At 67.7% G+C, this 13919-nt stretch carries 13 protein-coding genes; 10 read left to right on the forward strand and 3 right to left on the reverse strand.

Annotation, left to right across the window (positions count from 1 at the left end):
* Positions 1-148: 148 nt before the first annotated feature.
* Both ACFOPO_RS01125 and ACFOPO_RS01130 read right to left on the reverse strand, forming a co-directional pair.
* Positions 149-1609 carry a sigma-54-dependent transcriptional regulator gene (locus ACFOPO_RS01125; protein WP_386700071.1) on the reverse strand — a complete coding sequence of 487 codons (1461 nt, stop codon included), beginning with the start codon at positions 1607-1609 and terminating at the stop codon, positions 149-151.
* A 135-nt stretch (positions 1610-1744) separates the two neighbouring features.
* Positions 1745-3367 (reverse strand): sensor histidine kinase, encoded by a 1623-nt coding sequence (locus tag ACFOPO_RS01130; RefSeq protein ID WP_386700073.1) that lies wholly within the window; start codon positions 3365-3367, stop codon positions 1745-1747.
* Positions 3368-3580: 213 nt separating this feature from the next.
* On the opposite strand from ACFOPO_RS01130, the gene sucC reads away from it, so the two are divergent.
* From sucC to ACFOPO_RS01150, 4 genes are all read left to right on the forward strand, one after another.
* Entirely contained in the window at positions 3581-4747 is a 1167-nt protein-coding gene (gene sucC / locus ACFOPO_RS01135; RefSeq protein WP_200606749.1) for an ADP-forming succinate--CoA ligase subunit beta, read from the forward strand.
* 12 nt (positions 4748-4759) lie between these two features.
* Entirely contained in the window at positions 4760-5635 is an 876-nt protein-coding gene (sucD, locus tag ACFOPO_RS01140) for a succinate--CoA ligase subunit alpha (RefSeq protein WP_386700075.1), read from the forward strand.
* Positions 5636-5815: 180 nt separating this feature from the next.
* On the forward strand, positions 5816-6202 hold the full coding sequence (locus ACFOPO_RS01145; RefSeq protein WP_386700077.1) for an endonuclease domain-containing protein: 387 nt from the start codon (positions 5816-5818) through the stop codon (positions 6200-6202).
* 54 nt (positions 6203-6256) lie between these two features.
* Positions 6257-7891, forward strand: a complete 1635-nt coding sequence (locus tag ACFOPO_RS01150; protein WP_386700079.1) for an NAD+ synthase — start codon at positions 6257-6259, stop codon at positions 7889-7891.
* A 103-nt stretch (positions 7892-7994) separates the two neighbouring features.
* Here the strand turns inward: ACFOPO_RS01150 and ACFOPO_RS01155 are convergent, their stop codons facing one another.
* Positions 7995-8840, reverse strand: a complete 846-nt coding sequence (locus ACFOPO_RS01155; RefSeq protein WP_386700081.1) for an outer membrane protein assembly factor BamD — start codon at positions 8838-8840, stop codon at positions 7995-7997.
* Positions 8841-8919: 79 nt separating this feature from the next.
* Between ACFOPO_RS01155 and rluD the strand changes: the two genes are divergently transcribed.
* The 6 genes from rluD to ACFOPO_RS01185 all read left to right on the forward strand — a co-directional run bounded on the left by rluD (position 8920) and on the right by ACFOPO_RS01185 (position 13908).
* Positions 8920-9894, forward strand: coding sequence for a 23S rRNA pseudouridine(1911/1915/1917) synthase RluD (gene rluD, locus ACFOPO_RS01160; protein ID WP_386700083.1), 975 nt, complete (start codon positions 8920-8922; stop codon positions 9892-9894).
* Complete coding sequence (gene pgeF / locus ACFOPO_RS01165; RefSeq protein ID WP_386701223.1) at positions 9891-10658, forward strand: peptidoglycan editing factor PgeF; 768 nt, start codon at positions 9891-9893, stop codon at positions 10656-10658. Before rluD ends, pgeF begins: the two co-directional genes overlap by 4 nt.
* On the forward strand, positions 10655-11206 hold the full coding sequence (locus ACFOPO_RS01170; protein ID WP_386700084.1) for a DUF4166 domain-containing protein: 552 nt from the start codon (positions 10655-10657) through the stop codon (positions 11204-11206). The genes pgeF and ACFOPO_RS01170 overlap by 4 nt, the downstream gene beginning before the upstream one ends.
* Positions 11196-11627 carry a thiol-disulfide oxidoreductase DCC family protein gene (locus tag ACFOPO_RS01175; RefSeq protein ID WP_386700086.1) on the forward strand — a complete coding sequence of 144 codons (432 nt, stop codon included), beginning with the start codon at positions 11196-11198 and terminating at the stop codon, positions 11625-11627. The genes ACFOPO_RS01170 and ACFOPO_RS01175 overlap by 11 nt, the downstream gene beginning before the upstream one ends.
* Positions 11624-12076: a DUF3574 domain-containing protein gene (locus ACFOPO_RS01180; RefSeq protein ID WP_386700088.1), complete on the forward strand. Its 453-nt coding sequence runs from the start codon at positions 11624-11626 to the stop codon at positions 12074-12076. The genes ACFOPO_RS01175 and ACFOPO_RS01180 overlap by 4 nt, the downstream gene beginning before the upstream one ends.
* 218 nt (positions 12077-12294) lie before the next feature.
* Positions 12295-13908, forward strand: coding sequence for a hypothetical protein (locus ACFOPO_RS01185; protein ID WP_386700089.1), 1614 nt, complete (start codon positions 12295-12297; stop codon positions 13906-13908).
* The last annotated feature ends 11 nt before the right edge of the window (positions 13909-13919 follow it).

Raw genomic sequence — 13919 nt, forward strand, 5'->3', positions numbered from 1 at the left:
TGCCGAACGACTGCCAAGGGCACTTGCTGCCGATGTGTGTGCGGTGCGTCGGTTTTTTATCGCAGGCGCGGCGGGACGACAAGCGATTGCGCAGGGATTGTTCACTGCGCGTTGTGCTGGCGAACGTGCCGCGAGGGCGCTCGAGGGATCAGTCGATCCCGAGCTTCTTCAGCTTGTACCGCAACGCCCGGAAGGTAATGCCCAGTGCCGCCGCAGTGCGTGTCTTGTTGTAGCGGTTTTCCTGCAACGCCTGCTGGATCGCTGCGCGCTCGATCTCCTCTATATAGGAGGGGAGCGGGCTGCTGGCGGTGTCACGCGGATTGAGCGTGCGCGGGTCGATGGCCATCATCGGCTGGCCCGGTACGGCAATCGGGGCCGGTGACGTCGGCGACGTGGTCACCGCAGGGCTGGCACCCGGGAAGACCGGGCTCTGCGACTGCGATTGCGCCTGCGCGGCCTGCGGCAGGCGCAGGTCGTCGGCGGTCAGGATTTCGTCTTCGGCCAGGGCCAGTGCGCGCTCGAGGATGTTCTCCAGTTCGCGCACGTTGCCCGGGAAGGAATAGCTGCGTAGCACGGCCAGCGCGTCGTCGCTGATCGCGGGCACCGGGCGCGACTGCGCCGTGGCCAGGCGCTTGAGCACCATCGCCACCAGGCCGGACAGGTCGTCCTGGCGCTCGCGCAGCGGCGGCACGCGCAGTTCGATCACGTTGATGCGGTAATACAGGTCCTGGCGGAAGCGGCCGTCGGCGACCAGCGCGGCCAGGTCCTTGTGCGTGGCCGAGAGGATGCGCACGTCGACCGGCACTTCGCTGTTGGCGCCGACCGGGCGGATCGACTTTTCCTGGATCGCGCGCAGCAGCTTGACCTGCATCGACAGCGGCAGCTCGGCGATCTCGTCCAGGAACAGCGTGCCGCCGTCGGCGCTCTGGAACAGGCCGGGCTTGTCGGCGTGGGCGCCGGTGAAGCTGCCCTTCTTGTGTCCGAAGAACTCGCTTTCCATCAACTCGGCCGGGATCGCACCGCAATTGACCGGAACGAACGGGCCGCCGGCGCGACCGCCTTCGGCGTGGATGGTGCGGGCGACGAGCTCCTTGCCCACGCCCGACTCGCCGACGATATAGACAGGCGCCTGGCTGCGCGCGACCTTGCCGATGGTCTGGCGCAGGGTGGTCATGGCCGGCGACTGGCCGTACAGGCGGGCGGCGACGGCGTCGGCCGGCGGCGCGCTGCGGCGGGCCTCGTGCAGGTCCAGGGCGTGGCGCACCAGGTCGCGCAGCACCGCCAGGTCGACGGGCTTGGCGACGAAGTCGAACGCACCGGCCTTCAGCGCCTCGACCGCGGCTTCGACATTGCCGAAGGCGGTGATCATGGCGACCGGGGTCTCGGGGTGCTTCTGGCTGATCTCGGCGACCAGGTCCATGCCCGAGCCGTCCGGCAGGCGCATGTCGGTCAAGCAGAGGTCATAGCGATTGCGGGACAGCTGGCTGCGTGCCTCCCCGATGGTGGAGGCGGTATCGCAACGCAATCCCATCCTCCCCAATGTCATGACAAGCAGCTCGCGAATATCGCGCTCGTCGTCGACCACCAGTGCACTACGTGTTTCGGCCATCGTCCCCTCCGTGCGCCACGATAACTTAAGGCTGTGTGAAGAGCCAAGCGGAACTGCGCGCGTTCAGTCAGGGCACGAGGCGCGGAACGGTTGGACCGGTTGCCCGGCCGTCCCATGCGGTCAGGCAGACAAGAATCAGGCAGACAACAAGGTGTGGCTGCCGACCAGCCTGATCCGGAAGCAACCGCCGCCGCCGGGCATCGCCACGTAGTCCAGGGTCGCCTGGTTGGCCCGGCAGAGTTCGCGGGCGATATAGAGGCCCAGGCCGGTGCCGTGGCTGGAGGTGGTGAAGAACGGACGGAACAGCCGTGACGCCACCGACTCCGGAATGCCGGGACCACGGTCGAGCACGTCGATCGAGGGCGTGCCGGCCTCGTCGGCGAAGACATGGACCGACACCCGCGCCGGTTCGCCCGGCATCCGCCCGTAGGTCAGCGCGTTGTGCACCAGCACGGTCAGGACCTGGTGCAGCTGGCGCGGGTCGATCATCACCGGCAGGCGCGCGGCCTTGCCGCTGGTGCGAAGGGTGTCGTGGTCGAGCGGGTGGCTCTCCAGGTACTCCTCGACGAACATGCGCGCGAAACCGACCAGCTCGACGTGCTCCGGCTTGGCCGGTTCGCGCCGGGCCATGCCGAGCACGTTTTCTACGATGCCGTTCATGCGTACGCCCTGCTGGCGGATGATTTCGAGCAGGCGCCGTTCGGCGGTCGGGATGTCGTCGGACTCTTCCAGCAACTGCACGGCGTAGTTGATCGCGGCCAGCGGGTTGCGGATCTCGTGGGCCAGGCTCGCCGAGAAGCGTCCCAGCGTGGCCAGGGTCATCGACTCGGCGTGGCGGGACAGCAGCGAGGTGTCGTCGAGGAAAATCAGCACCTGGTCGCTGCCGGCGAGCAGGCGGGTGAAGCGCGGCACCACTTCGGGCAGGTCCGGCGCCAGTTGCACCGGGCTGTCGACATTGCTGCCGTCGTTGCGCCAGCGCTGGAGGCGGCGCGCCAGTTCCGGCGCGGCCACGGCCAGGCTGCGTCGCCCGTGCAGGTCGGTGCTCTCGCCGGCGTCGCCGAGCAGCAGCATCGCCGCTTCGTTGGCCAGGCGGATGCAGTCGCCGCGGTCCACCAGCAGCACGCCGGTGCGCAGGCGGCGGATGATGAGCTCGTTGATCTCGCCCAGGTGCGCCGCTTCGGCGCCGCGGCGCTCGGCCAGGTCATAGCTGTCGCGCATCTGCCGGCCGAGGATGCTGGTGAGCGTGGCGATGGCCATGTAACCGATGCCGAACATCATCGGTTCGGCCAGCGTGCGGCGCGCGAACATCGGGTCCAGCGTGCTCCAGGCGTACTCGCCGAACAGGCCCAGCACCGCCACCACGGCGGCGCCCAGGCCATAGCGCGGTGGCAGCAGCAATGCGGCCGCGCCGACGTTGAACAACAGCATCAAGGCGATGCCGGTGCCCGCCATGGGCATGGTGTGGATGGCCATCAGGCCGAAGAACAGGTCTGCGGCAATACCGGTGAGGGTCTGGCTGCGCAGTTCGCCGCGCTTGCCGAACGCAAAAAGCAGTGCGGCAATGAAGAGGTAGGCCAGCGCCACGGACCGCGCGCCCAGGGCATGCCGCAGCGGCTCGACCAGGTCGGTGGCCGGTCCGAACAGAAAGAACACCAGCAAGGCCGCTTCGAGCAGCCGGTACAGGGTGAAGAAATAGAGCTCGCGGCGCAGCGCGCGATCGGCATCGGCGGCATCGATCGGGGCGAGGGCTAGCGGCAAGCGGCGGTCCGGGTGGGGGGTGGGTGATGGCCGCGAGTATGGGGGGCGCCGGGACATTGTTGCCAGATGTGGCGGTTAGCGGCCCCGCTTGGCCGCCTGCCGCCGGGGAGAAGGGCATGTTTTGCCCGAACCGCGCCGATCGGCGACAATACGGCCCCCTCGCGCTCGGCCGTGCCGGACCGCGGGGATTCTTTTCACTCCCCTCGGTGACGCATGAATTTTCACGAATATCAGGCAAAGCAGCTGTTTGCCGACTACGGCATCGCTGTTCCGGCCGGGCGCGTTGCGCGCACCCCTGACGAGGCCGTCGCGGCGGCCAAGGCCATCCCTGGCGACCTGTGGGTGGTCAAGGCGCAGATCCACGCCGGTGGCCGCGGCAAGGCCGGCGGCGTCAAGCTCGCCAAGTCGTATGACGAGGTCAAGCAGTACGCCCAGGCCATGCTCGGCACGAAGATGGAGACCTACCAGTCCGCTGGCGTCGCCCTGCCGATCGACTCGGTGCTGATCTCCGAGGGCACCGACATCGCCAACGAGCTGTACCTGTCGGTGCTGGTCGACCGTTCGACCCAGACGATCACCTTCATCGCCTCCGCCGAGGGTGGCGTCGAGATCGAGAAGGTCGCCGAGGAAAACCCGGACGCGATCAAGACGCTGCACGTGAACTACGTGCAGGGCCTGCAGCCCTACGAGTGCCGCGAGCTCGGCTTCGCCCTGGGCCTGAACGCCAAGCAGGTCGGCCAGCTGACCAAGATCATGCTGGGCCTGTTCAAGCTGTTCAACGAGAAGGACCTGGCGCTGGTTGAACTCAACCCGCTGGCCATCCTCACCAACGGTGACCTCGCCGTGCTCGACGGCAAGATCAACAGCGACGACAACGCCACGTTCCGCCACAAGGACCTGGCCGCGATGCGCGACATCCGCCAGGAAGACGAGACCGAGGTGCTGGCCAGCCAGCATGACCTCAACTACGTCACCATGGACGGCAACATCGGCTGCATGGTCAACGGCGCCGGCCTGGCGATGGCGACCATGGACGTGATCTCGCTCAACGGCGGTTCGCCGGCCAACTTCCTCGACGTCGGCGGCGGCGCCACCAAGGAACGCGTGACCGAAGCGTTCAAGCTGATCCTGTCGTCTGACAAGGTCAAGGCGATCTTCGTCAACATCTTCGGTGGCATCGTCCGCTGCGACATGATTGCCGAAGGCATCATTGCCGCGGTCAAGGAAGTCGACGTCAAGGTGCCGGTGATCGTGCGCCTGGAAGGCACCAACGTCGAAGCCGGCAAGGAAATTCTGAAGAACTCGGGTCTGGCCATTACCCCGGCCGACGACATCAACGATGGCGCGAAGAAGGCGGTTGCCGCCGTCGCTGGCAAGTAAGGGGCCACAGACATGTCCGTTTTGATCAACAAGAACACCAAGGTGATCGTCCAGGGCTTCACCGGCTCGCAGGGCACCTTCCACGCCGAGCAGATGCTCGATTACGGCACCAAGGTCGTCGGTGGCGTGACCCCGGGCAAGGGCGGCACGCAGCACCTGGGCCTGCCGGTCTTCAACACCGTGCGCGACGCGGTCAACGCGACCGGCGCCGATGCTTCGGTCATCTACGTGCCGCCGCCGTTCGCGGCCGACGCGATCCTGGAAGCGGCCGATGCCGGCATCAAGGTCATCGTCTGCATCACCGAAGGCATCCCGGTGCTCGACATGCTGCGCGTCAAGAACACCCTCAAGGGTTTCGAGGACGTCGTGCTGGTCGGCCCCAACTGCCCGGGCGTCATCACCCCGGGCGAGTGCAAGATCGGCATCATGCCGGGCCACATCCACATGCCGGGCAAGATCGGCATCGTCTCGCGTTCGGGCACGCTGACCTATGAAGCGGTCAAGCAGACCACCGACGTGGGCCTGGGCCAGTCGACCTGCATCGGCATCGGCGGCGACCCGATCAACGGCACCAACTTCATCGACGCGCTGAAGCTGTTCCAGGAAGACCCGCAGACCGAAGGCATCATCATGGTCGGCGAGATCGGTGGTTCGGCCGAGGAAGAAGCGGCCGAGTTCATCGCCAAGCACGTGACCAAGCCGGTCGTCGGCTTCATCGCCGGTGCTTCGGCTCCGAAGGGCAAGCGCATGGGCCACGCCGGTGCGATTGCCTCGGGCGGCCAGGGCACGGCCGAAGGCAAGTTCGCGGCGATGGAAAAGGCCGGCGTCACCACGGTGAAGTCGCCGGGCGACCTCGGCGCCGCGATCGCCAAGCGCCTGGCGAAGTAATTCGCCGGTTGCCGATGTTGTGAAAGAGGCCACCTCCGGGTGGCCTTTTTCTTTTGAGCCCCTCTCCCGCGTGCGGGAGAGGGGTTGGGGTGAGGGCCGTCCGACAGAGACCACTTTTCCGATACCGCCGAAATGGTCGCGCCGCCACTCTGACCCCATCTCCCGACAGGATGCGCAAGGATGCGCTCGAGACAGAAGCGCCAGTTCGCCCGTCAACTGCGGCGAGACATGACCGATACCGAGCACCGCTTGTGGTATCACCTGCGGAACCGGGCTTTGATGGGCTGCAAGTTCCGTCGCCACCACCCGATCGGACCCTATATCGCTGACTTCGCCTGCCTTGAAGCTCGCCTTGTCGTCGAACTGGACGGCGGGCAGCACGTCGAGCCGTCTGGGGACTCGATCAGAACAGCGTTTCTCGAGGCCGAGGGCTACCTCGTCCTCAGATTCTGGAACAATGAAGCCCTGAAGCAGACCGGTGCGGTGCTTGCAGTGATCCATGACGCGCTAGCCTCGCGGTTTGCCCTCACCCCAACCCCTCTCCCGCAAGCGGGAGAGGGGCAATAAGACGAGGCCCTCTCCCACTTGCAGGAGAGGGGCCCTAGAGCAGGTGGCACCTCGATGTCCAATCCGCTTCGCATCGCCCTGGCCCAGTTCGACTTTCCGGTCGGCGCGGTTCACCAGAACGCCGAACGCATTGCGCAGATGATCGTGCAGGCGCGCGATGAGTACGGCGCCGACGTGGTGCTGTTCCCCGAACTGGCGCTGAGCGGCTACCCGCCGGAAGACCTGTTGCTGCGTCCGGGTTTCCTCGCGGATTGCGAAGCGGCCATCCACCGCGTCGCGTCGTCCACGCAGGGCATCGTCGCCGTCGTCGGCTGGCCGCAGGCGGCAGGAAGCGTGGTCTACAACGCCGCCAGCGTGCTGCGCGACGGCCACGTGTCGCACACCTACCGCAAGCGCGAGCTGCCCAATTACGCGGTCTTCGACGAGCGCCGTTACTTCGATGTCGATCCGGACCGCGAGGACTGCGTGTTCGATGTCGACGGTGTCCAGGTCGGGCTGATCATCTGCGAGGACCTGTGGTTCCCCGAGCCGCTGGCCAGCACGGTCGCCGCTGGCGCGGAGCTGGTGCTGGTGCCCAATGCCTCGCCGTTCGAGCGCGACAAGCATGCCGAGCGCGACCACCTGCTGGCGCAGCGCGTGCAGGAAACCGGCGTCGGCCTGGTCTACCTCAATGTCGTCGGTGGCCAGGACGCGCTGGTGTTCGACGGCGGCTCGGTTGTCGCCGATGGCGACGGCACCGTGCACCCGGCCGCCGCGGCGTTCACCGACCAGTGGCTGGTGGTGGATTTCGATCCCGATTCGCGCCGCTTCAATGCGGTGGAGTGGATGGAGGACGGCGACGAAAGCCGCGATGCGCTGGCATGGCGCGCGGTCGTGCGCGGCACCCGCGACTATTGCCGCAAGAACGGATTCGAGAAGGTCTGGCTGGGCCTGTCGGGCGGCATCGATTCGTCGCTGGTACTGGCCATCGCGGTCGATGCGATCGGTGCCGAGAACGTCACCGCGGTGCGCATGCCGTCGCGCTACACCGCCGACCTGTCCAACGACCTGGCGGAAGAGCAGTGCCAGACGCAGGGCGTGCGCCTGCTCACCCTGCCGATCGAGAAGCCGTTCCAGGGGTACCTCGATGCGCTGGCCGAGCACTTCGGCGATCGCCCGGTCGACACCACCGAAGAGAACCTGCAGTCGCGCACCCGCGGTGCGCTGCTGATGGCGATGAGCAACAAGTTCGGTGGGCTGCTGCTGACCACCGGCAACAAGAGCGAGTACGCGGTCGGTTACGCGACGATCTACGGCGACATGTGCGGCGGCTACGCGCCGTTGAAGGACCTGTACAAGTCGGAAGTGTTCGCGCTGGCGCGCTGGCGCAATACGGTCGGCGATCGCGTGATCCCGCAGGCGGTGATCGACCGTCCGCCGTCGGCCGAACTGCGCGAGAACCAGAAGGACCAGGACTCACTGCCGCCCTACGACGTGCTCGACGCGATCCTGCTGCGTTACGTCGACCAGGAACAGTCGTACGACGAGATCGTCGCGGCCGGGTTCGATGCGGCCACGGTCGAGCGTGTATTGCGCCTCGTCCGGATCAGCGAATGGAAGCGGCACCAGTCCGCACCCGGGCCGAAGGTGTCGCGGCGTGCGTTCGGACGCGAGCGGCGCTATCCGATCAGCAACGGGTACAAGGGATAGACGCGGCAACGTCCATGGGTTCCCGCCTTCGCGGGAATGACGAGCAAGCAAACAAAAACGCCGCCCGGAGGCGGCGTTTTCGATTGCAGCACCGTCGGCCCGATCAGTCGTTGTCCAGCGCCGACTTCTCGCCCGCGAACGGGTTGAGCTTGCGCAGGTTGCTCGGGTAGTCCGGCCACTTGCCGGTCAGGTACGGGTGGTCCGGCTGGTTCTGCTGCAGCACGCGCTTGGCGTCGGCGGCCAGCGCCTGGTTGCCCAGGCCTTCGTAGGCCGCGGCCAGCGTGGCGACGGCGTCGTTCTGGTACTGGCTTTGCGGGTACGTCTCGAGCAGGTACTTGGCCCGGTCGATCGCGCCGACATAGGCGGTGCGACGCAGGTAGTACAGGGCCGTGTCGAGCTCGTGGCGGGCGAACATGTCGCGCAGGCCGCGCATGCGGTTGCGCGCATCCTCGGCGTAGCGGCTGTTCGGGTAGCGGTCGGCGACGATCGAGAAGTCGTTGAACGCCTGCAGCGGGGTGGCCAGGTCGCGGCGGCTGGCGTCGAGCGTCCAGACCTGCTGCAGGAAGACCGTGTCGCGGCTGGAGTTCGACAGACCGCGCAGGTAGTACATGTACGCGATGTTCTTGTGCGTCGGGTAGGTGCGGATGAAGCGGTCGATGCTGCTGATCGCGTCATCGTGCTTGCCCGACTTGTACTGGGCGTAGGCCGTCTCCACCAGCGCCTGCTCGGTGTAGGGGCCGTACGGGTACTGGGCGACCAGGCGCTTGAACGTGGTCTCTGCCGCCGACCAGTTGCCGTTGGTCATCGACTTGTGGGCTTTCTCGTAGAGCTGCTCGACCGGAACGCCTTCGTCGGCGTCCTTGTCCTTGAACTTGCTACAGCCCACTCCAGCAAAAGCGACGATCAGCAGCAGCGCCAGCAGGCGCGAAGGGGCAGAGCGTAGGGTCATGGCAGATACACGGGCGCCGAAGGTACGAAGGTCGGATAATAGCAGCCCCTGCGCGGCAGCCCTGAATCCTTCCCCTCCGATGACCATCCCCGCCACGCCCCTGCATGCCACCGTCCCGGACAGCGCCGCCGGGCGCCGCTTCGATGCGGTCCTGGCCGAGCTTTTCCCTGATTTCTCGCGTTCCCGCCTGGCGGCGTGGATCAAGTCCGGCGACGCCCGCCTGGACGGCCGCGAGGTCCGCCCGCGCGATCCGGTCCGCGGCGGCGAGGCGGTCACCCTCAATGCCGCCCTCGAGGTCCAGACCCATTCGGAGCCTGAGGACATCGCCCTGGACGTGCTGTTCGAGGACGAGCACGTCATCGTCATCAACAAGCCGGCCGGACTGGTGGTCCACCCCGGCGCCGGCAATCCGGCCGGGACCCTGGTCAACGCCCTGCTGCACCGGGACGCATCGCTCAACACCCTGCCCAGGGCCGGCATCGTCCATCGCCTCGACAAGGACACGTCCGGCGTCATGGTGGTCGCGCGGACCCTGCCGGCGCATACCGCGCTGATCGAGCAGCTGTCCTCGCGCGAGGTCCATCGCCAGTACCTGGCCGTGGTGCTGGGTTCGCTGGTGTCGGGCGGTACCGCCGACGCGCCGATCGACCGCCACCCGCGCGACCGCATCCGCATGGCCGTGCGCGAGGACGGTCGCGACGCGGTCACGCACTTCCGCCTGCGCGAGCGGTTCCGCGCGCACACGCTGCTGGAGTGCCGCCTGGAAACCGGCCGCACCCATCAGATCCGCGTGCACATGGCGCACCTCAAGCACCCCATCGTCGGCGACCCGTTGTACGGCGGCCCGCTGAAGCTGCCCAAGGGCGCGACCGAGGAACTGATCGCCACGCTGCGCGGTTTCAAGCGCCAGGCGCTTCATGCCGAGACACTCGAGTTCGCGCATCCGGTGACCGGCGAGCCCGTGCGCTGCACCGCGCCGGTGCCCGACGACCTGCGCGCGCTGGTCAAGGCACTGCACGACGACACCGCGGCCGCCGCCGAGCGGGAGCGCTGAGCGTGCCGGCCCCCTGGCTGGAAGCGCAATGGCCGCTGCCGGCATCGGTGCGGGCCTTCACCACGTTGCGGCACGGGCTGGGGGTGTCGACGGCACCGTTCGATCATCTGAACCTGGGCCTGCGCGCGGGCGACGAGGCCGAAGCGGTGCTGCGCAATCGCGCATTGCTGCGCGAGGCGGCGCGGTTGCCGTCCGAGCCGTGCTGGCTGCGCCAAGTGCATGGGGTCGAAGTGCTTCGCTTCGATCAGGCAGGCGATGCGGACGGCGAACCCGAAGCAGACGCCTCGGTCACTTCGACCCCCGGCACCGTCCTGGCCATCCTTACCGCCGACTGCATGCCGGTGCTGTTCTGCGCCGACGACGGCAGCGAAGTCGGCGCGGCGCATGCGGGCTGGCGAGGACTGGCCGCAGGCGTCCTCGAGAACACCGTGGCCGCCATGCGGTCGCAGCCGCAGCGGCTGCACGCCTGGTTCGGCCCCGCGGCCGGCCCGCAGCATTACGAGATCGGTGAAGAGGTGTACGACGCCTTCGTCTCCCGCGACTGGAGCGCCGGCAGTGCCTTCGTCAGCACCCGCCCGCACCACTGGCGGGTGGACCTGTATGCACTGGCGCGTCGCCGGCTCGAGGCCGTGGGCATCGACGCCAGCCGGATCCACGGCGGCGGCCTGTCTACGATCGCCGAACCGGACCGCTTCTTCTCCCATCGCCGCGACCAGCGCGGTGGGCGCATGGCCTCCCTGATCTGGATCGAGCCAGGACGATGAACACAGTCGCGTCGCCGTCGTTGTACCGACAACTTCTCGCGGCGCGGTTCGACCAGCTGCCGCCGACGTTGCGCGCGCTGCACGACCGCAGCGGTTGCAGGCGTTACCACGGCAAGGTCGAAGTCGACCGCGGCGACGGCATGGTGTCGCAATTGTGTGCCTGGGCCGCGCGCCTGCCGGCGCCGGGGCGCGGCACGATCAAGGTCGAGATCGATGCCGACGCGAAGGGCGAGCGCTGGGCGCGCGTGTTCGCCGGCAAGGCGATGCGTTCGCGCCTGTGGGCGCACGATGCGCTGCTGCGCGAACGCCTGGGCCTGCTGCGCTTCGCATTTCGCCTCGATGTCGAGCAGCTGCCGGGCGCCGGCGCCGCGGTGGTCTGGCACGTCGCCAGGGTCAGCGCGCTCGGCCTGCCGTTGCCGCTGCGCTGGTTCGCCGGCGTGACGGCGCGCGAATACGAGCGCGATCACCGCTACCGTTTCGACGTTGCCGCCAGGCTGCCGTGGGTGGGCCTGGTGGTGCACTACCGGGGATGGCTGGATGTCGATTGAAGCCGCGCAAGCCGGACGACTGGACCGCGGCGCGGTCATCGTCTTCGACGGCGTCTGCGTGCTGTGCAACGGCTGGGTCGATTTCCTGTTGCGGCACGATCGCGACGGGCGCTATCGCTTCGCCGCCATGCAGACCGTTAGCGGTCGCGAGCTGCTGGCGACCCACGGTCTGGACCCGGACGATCCGGTGTCGTTCCTGCTGGTCGATGGTGATCGCGCCTGGACCGATACGGACGCGATCGTGCGCGTGCTTCAGGGCCTGGGCGGCGCCTGGCGGACGGCCGCCGCAGTGCGCCTGATACCCCGATTCGTCCGTGATCCGCTCTACCGCCATGTCGCGCGCAATCGCTACCGCTGGTTTGGTCGCCATGCGCAATGCCTGGTGCCAACGCCGCAACAGGCGTCGCGGTTCCTGCCATGAGCGCTCGTCTCCTGTGCACGACGATGGTCGCCGCGGCGCTGCTGCTGCCGGGCTGTTCGACGTTGGAGAACAAGGGCACCACCGCGGCGATGCAGGGCGACGCCGCGCGTCCGGCGCAGGCCGCGGGCTGGGTCCGCAGCGAGCTCTACTTTGCCGTCGGCAACGAGGATGGCAGCGACACCGTCGATGAAGGCAAGTGGCGCGAATTCCTCGATCGCGAGGTCACGCCGCGCTTCCCCGATGGGCTCACCGTGCTCGACGGTTACGGGCAGTGGCGATTCAAGGACCAGGGCCGGCTGGTGCGCCAGCGCTGCAAGGTGCTGGTGGTGTTGCACGAAGACAGTGCCGGGCGCCGCAACGACATCAAGGCGATCCGGCTGGCGTGGAAACGCGCGAGCGGGCACGAATCGGTGCTGTGGGCGCGGCAGGCGGTGGAGGTTTCGTTCTGAAGTGACCAGACCGTGGCCACCCGTCACCGTTCGTCCTGGGCGTAGGCCGAAGGCCGAAGTCGAAGGATCGTGCGGCACTGCAGGCGGCCCTTCGACTTCGCTGCGCTGCGCTCAGGACGAACGGGTGACGCGATGAGTTGGTGCGTAAGAACGAAAGCTCATGCCAGCCTGGCCGGTCGCTCGGCTACGATGCCCCGATCTCTACTGGAGCCAATGCCTTGGCCACCCCACACGCCACTCCCCGCCGCTGGTTCGTCGCAGGCGACCTCAATGGTTTCTTTGGCCTGGTCGTCGACAACCTCTCGATCCTGGGTTTCATCGCCGCCGCGCTGATCGGGATCTTCGGCTTCCCTGCCGAGGTCGTGTTCGCGCGGATGTTCCCGGGCACCGCGTTCGGCGTGCTGGTGGGCAACCTGATCTACACGGTGATGGGGCGCCGGCTGGCGGCACGCACCGGCCGCGACGACGTCACCGCGATGCCGCTCGGCCTGGATGCGCCGACCAGCATCGGCATGGCACTGCTGGTCCTGGGGCCGGCCTTCGTCGCCTTCAAGCAGCAGGGCATGGACGAGCAGGCCGCCGCGATCGCCACCTGGCAGCTGGGCATGGCCTCGCTGGTGGTGATGGGCGTGCTCAAGTTCGTCCTGTCGTTCGCCGGAGACGCGGTCACGCGTTTGATTCCGCGCGCGGGCCTGCTCGGTTCGATCGCCGGCATCGCACTGGTGCTGATGGGCTTCCTGCCGCTGGTGGAGGCGCTGCGTTCGCCGGTGGTCGGGTTCGTCACGCTCGGTCTGCTGCTGTACGTGCTGATCGCCAAGGGTCGCCTGCCGGTGCGCTTGCCGGGCGTGTTCGTGGCCTTCGTGTTCGGCACCGTCCTGTACTACTCGCTCGGTGCGGCCGGCCTGGCGCCGGGTTTCCACTGGCCTGAGCCGACGCCGTTGCGCCTGGTGTTGCCGTGGCCGACGCTGGGCTTCCTCGAAGGGTTGCCGGCGACGGTGCCGTACCTGCCGCTGCTGCTGCCGTTCGGGTTGCTGATGGTGGTCGGCGGCATCAACGTCAGCGAAAGCGCGCGCGCCGCCGGCGACGACTATCGCACCCGCGACATCCTGCTGGCCGAAGCGTTCTCGACCCTGGTCGCCGGCTTCTGCGGCGGCGTCGCGCAGACCACGCCCTACATCGGCCAGCCCGCATACAAGCACATGGGCGCGCGCACCGGCTACACGTTGCTGACGGGGTTGTTCATCGGCCTGGGCGGCATGCTCGGCCTCGTCTCCGGTCTGGTGCAGTGGCTGCCACTGGCGGTGCTGGCGCCGATCATCGTCTACGTCGCGCTGGACATCACCACGCAGGCGTTCCAGGCCACGCCCAAACGACACGCGACGGCGATGGTGCTGGGCTTCCTGCCGTCGGTAGCATACATGCTGGCGATCAAGGTCGGCAATCCGACATGGATCGCGCCGGAGAACTTCGCCCGCCTGATGACGACCAGCGATGGCCACGGATTGCCGGAGATGGCGGTGATCATCACCCTGGGCAACGGCTTCATCATCACCGCGATGATCTGGACGTCGGCCGTTGCGGCGATGGTCGACGGGCGCCTGCTGCGTGCCAGTGCATTCCTGCTGGCGGGCGCGGCGCTGACCCTGTTCGGCCTGATCCACTCCGTGCATCCGCAAGGCGGCATCTACTGGCCGTGGACGCTCGAAGGCTTGCCGCGCGTGCTGTCGTGGCAGTTCGCCGGGGCCTACGTGGCGCTGGCCGCGCTGCTGGCGCTGCTGTCGCTGCAGCGCGATGCGGTGCCCGCGGAGAGTCAGCAGGACGCCGTGCACTGAGCGCTTACAAT

The organism is Lysobacter sp. GCM10012299 (assembly GCF_042649405.1).
Lineage (GTDB): Bacteria > Pseudomonadota > Gammaproteobacteria > Xanthomonadales > Xanthomonadaceae > Lysobacter_J.

Bases quoted from the DNA above. Each gene is read 5' to 3' on its own strand.
- ACFOPO_RS01125 (WP_386700071.1), bottom strand. From the start codon at position 1,609: ATGGCCGAAACACGTAGTGCACTGGTGGTCGACGACGAGCGCGATATT.
- sucC (WP_200606749.1), top strand. From the start codon at position 3,581: ATGAATTTTCACGAATATCAGGCAAAGCAGCTGTTTGCCGACTACGGC.
- sucD (WP_386700075.1), top strand. From the start codon at position 4,760: ATGTCCGTTTTGATCAACAAGAACACCAAGGTGATCGTCCAGGGCTTC.
- ACFOPO_RS01145 (WP_386700077.1), top strand. From the start codon at position 5,816: ATGCGCTCGAGACAGAAGCGCCAGTTCGCCCGTCAACTGCGGCGAGAC.
- ACFOPO_RS01150 (WP_386700079.1), top strand. From the start codon at position 6,257: ATGTCCAATCCGCTTCGCATCGCCCTGGCCCAGTTCGACTTTCCGGTC.
- ACFOPO_RS01155 (WP_386700081.1), bottom strand. From the start codon at position 8,840: ATGACCCTACGCTCTGCCCCTTCGCGCCTGCTGGCGCTGCTGCTGATC.
- rluD (WP_386700083.1), top strand. From the start codon at position 8,920: ATGACCATCCCCGCCACGCCCCTGCATGCCACCGTCCCGGACAGCGCC.
- ACFOPO_RS01170 (WP_386700084.1), top strand. From the start codon at position 10,655: ATGAACACAGTCGCGTCGCCGTCGTTGTACCGACAACTTCTCGCGGCG.
- ACFOPO_RS01175 (WP_386700086.1), top strand. From the start codon at position 11,196: ATGTCGATTGAAGCCGCGCAAGCCGGACGACTGGACCGCGGCGCGGTC.
- ACFOPO_RS01180 (WP_386700088.1), top strand. From the start codon at position 11,624: ATGAGCGCTCGTCTCCTGTGCACGACGATGGTCGCCGCGGCGCTGCTG.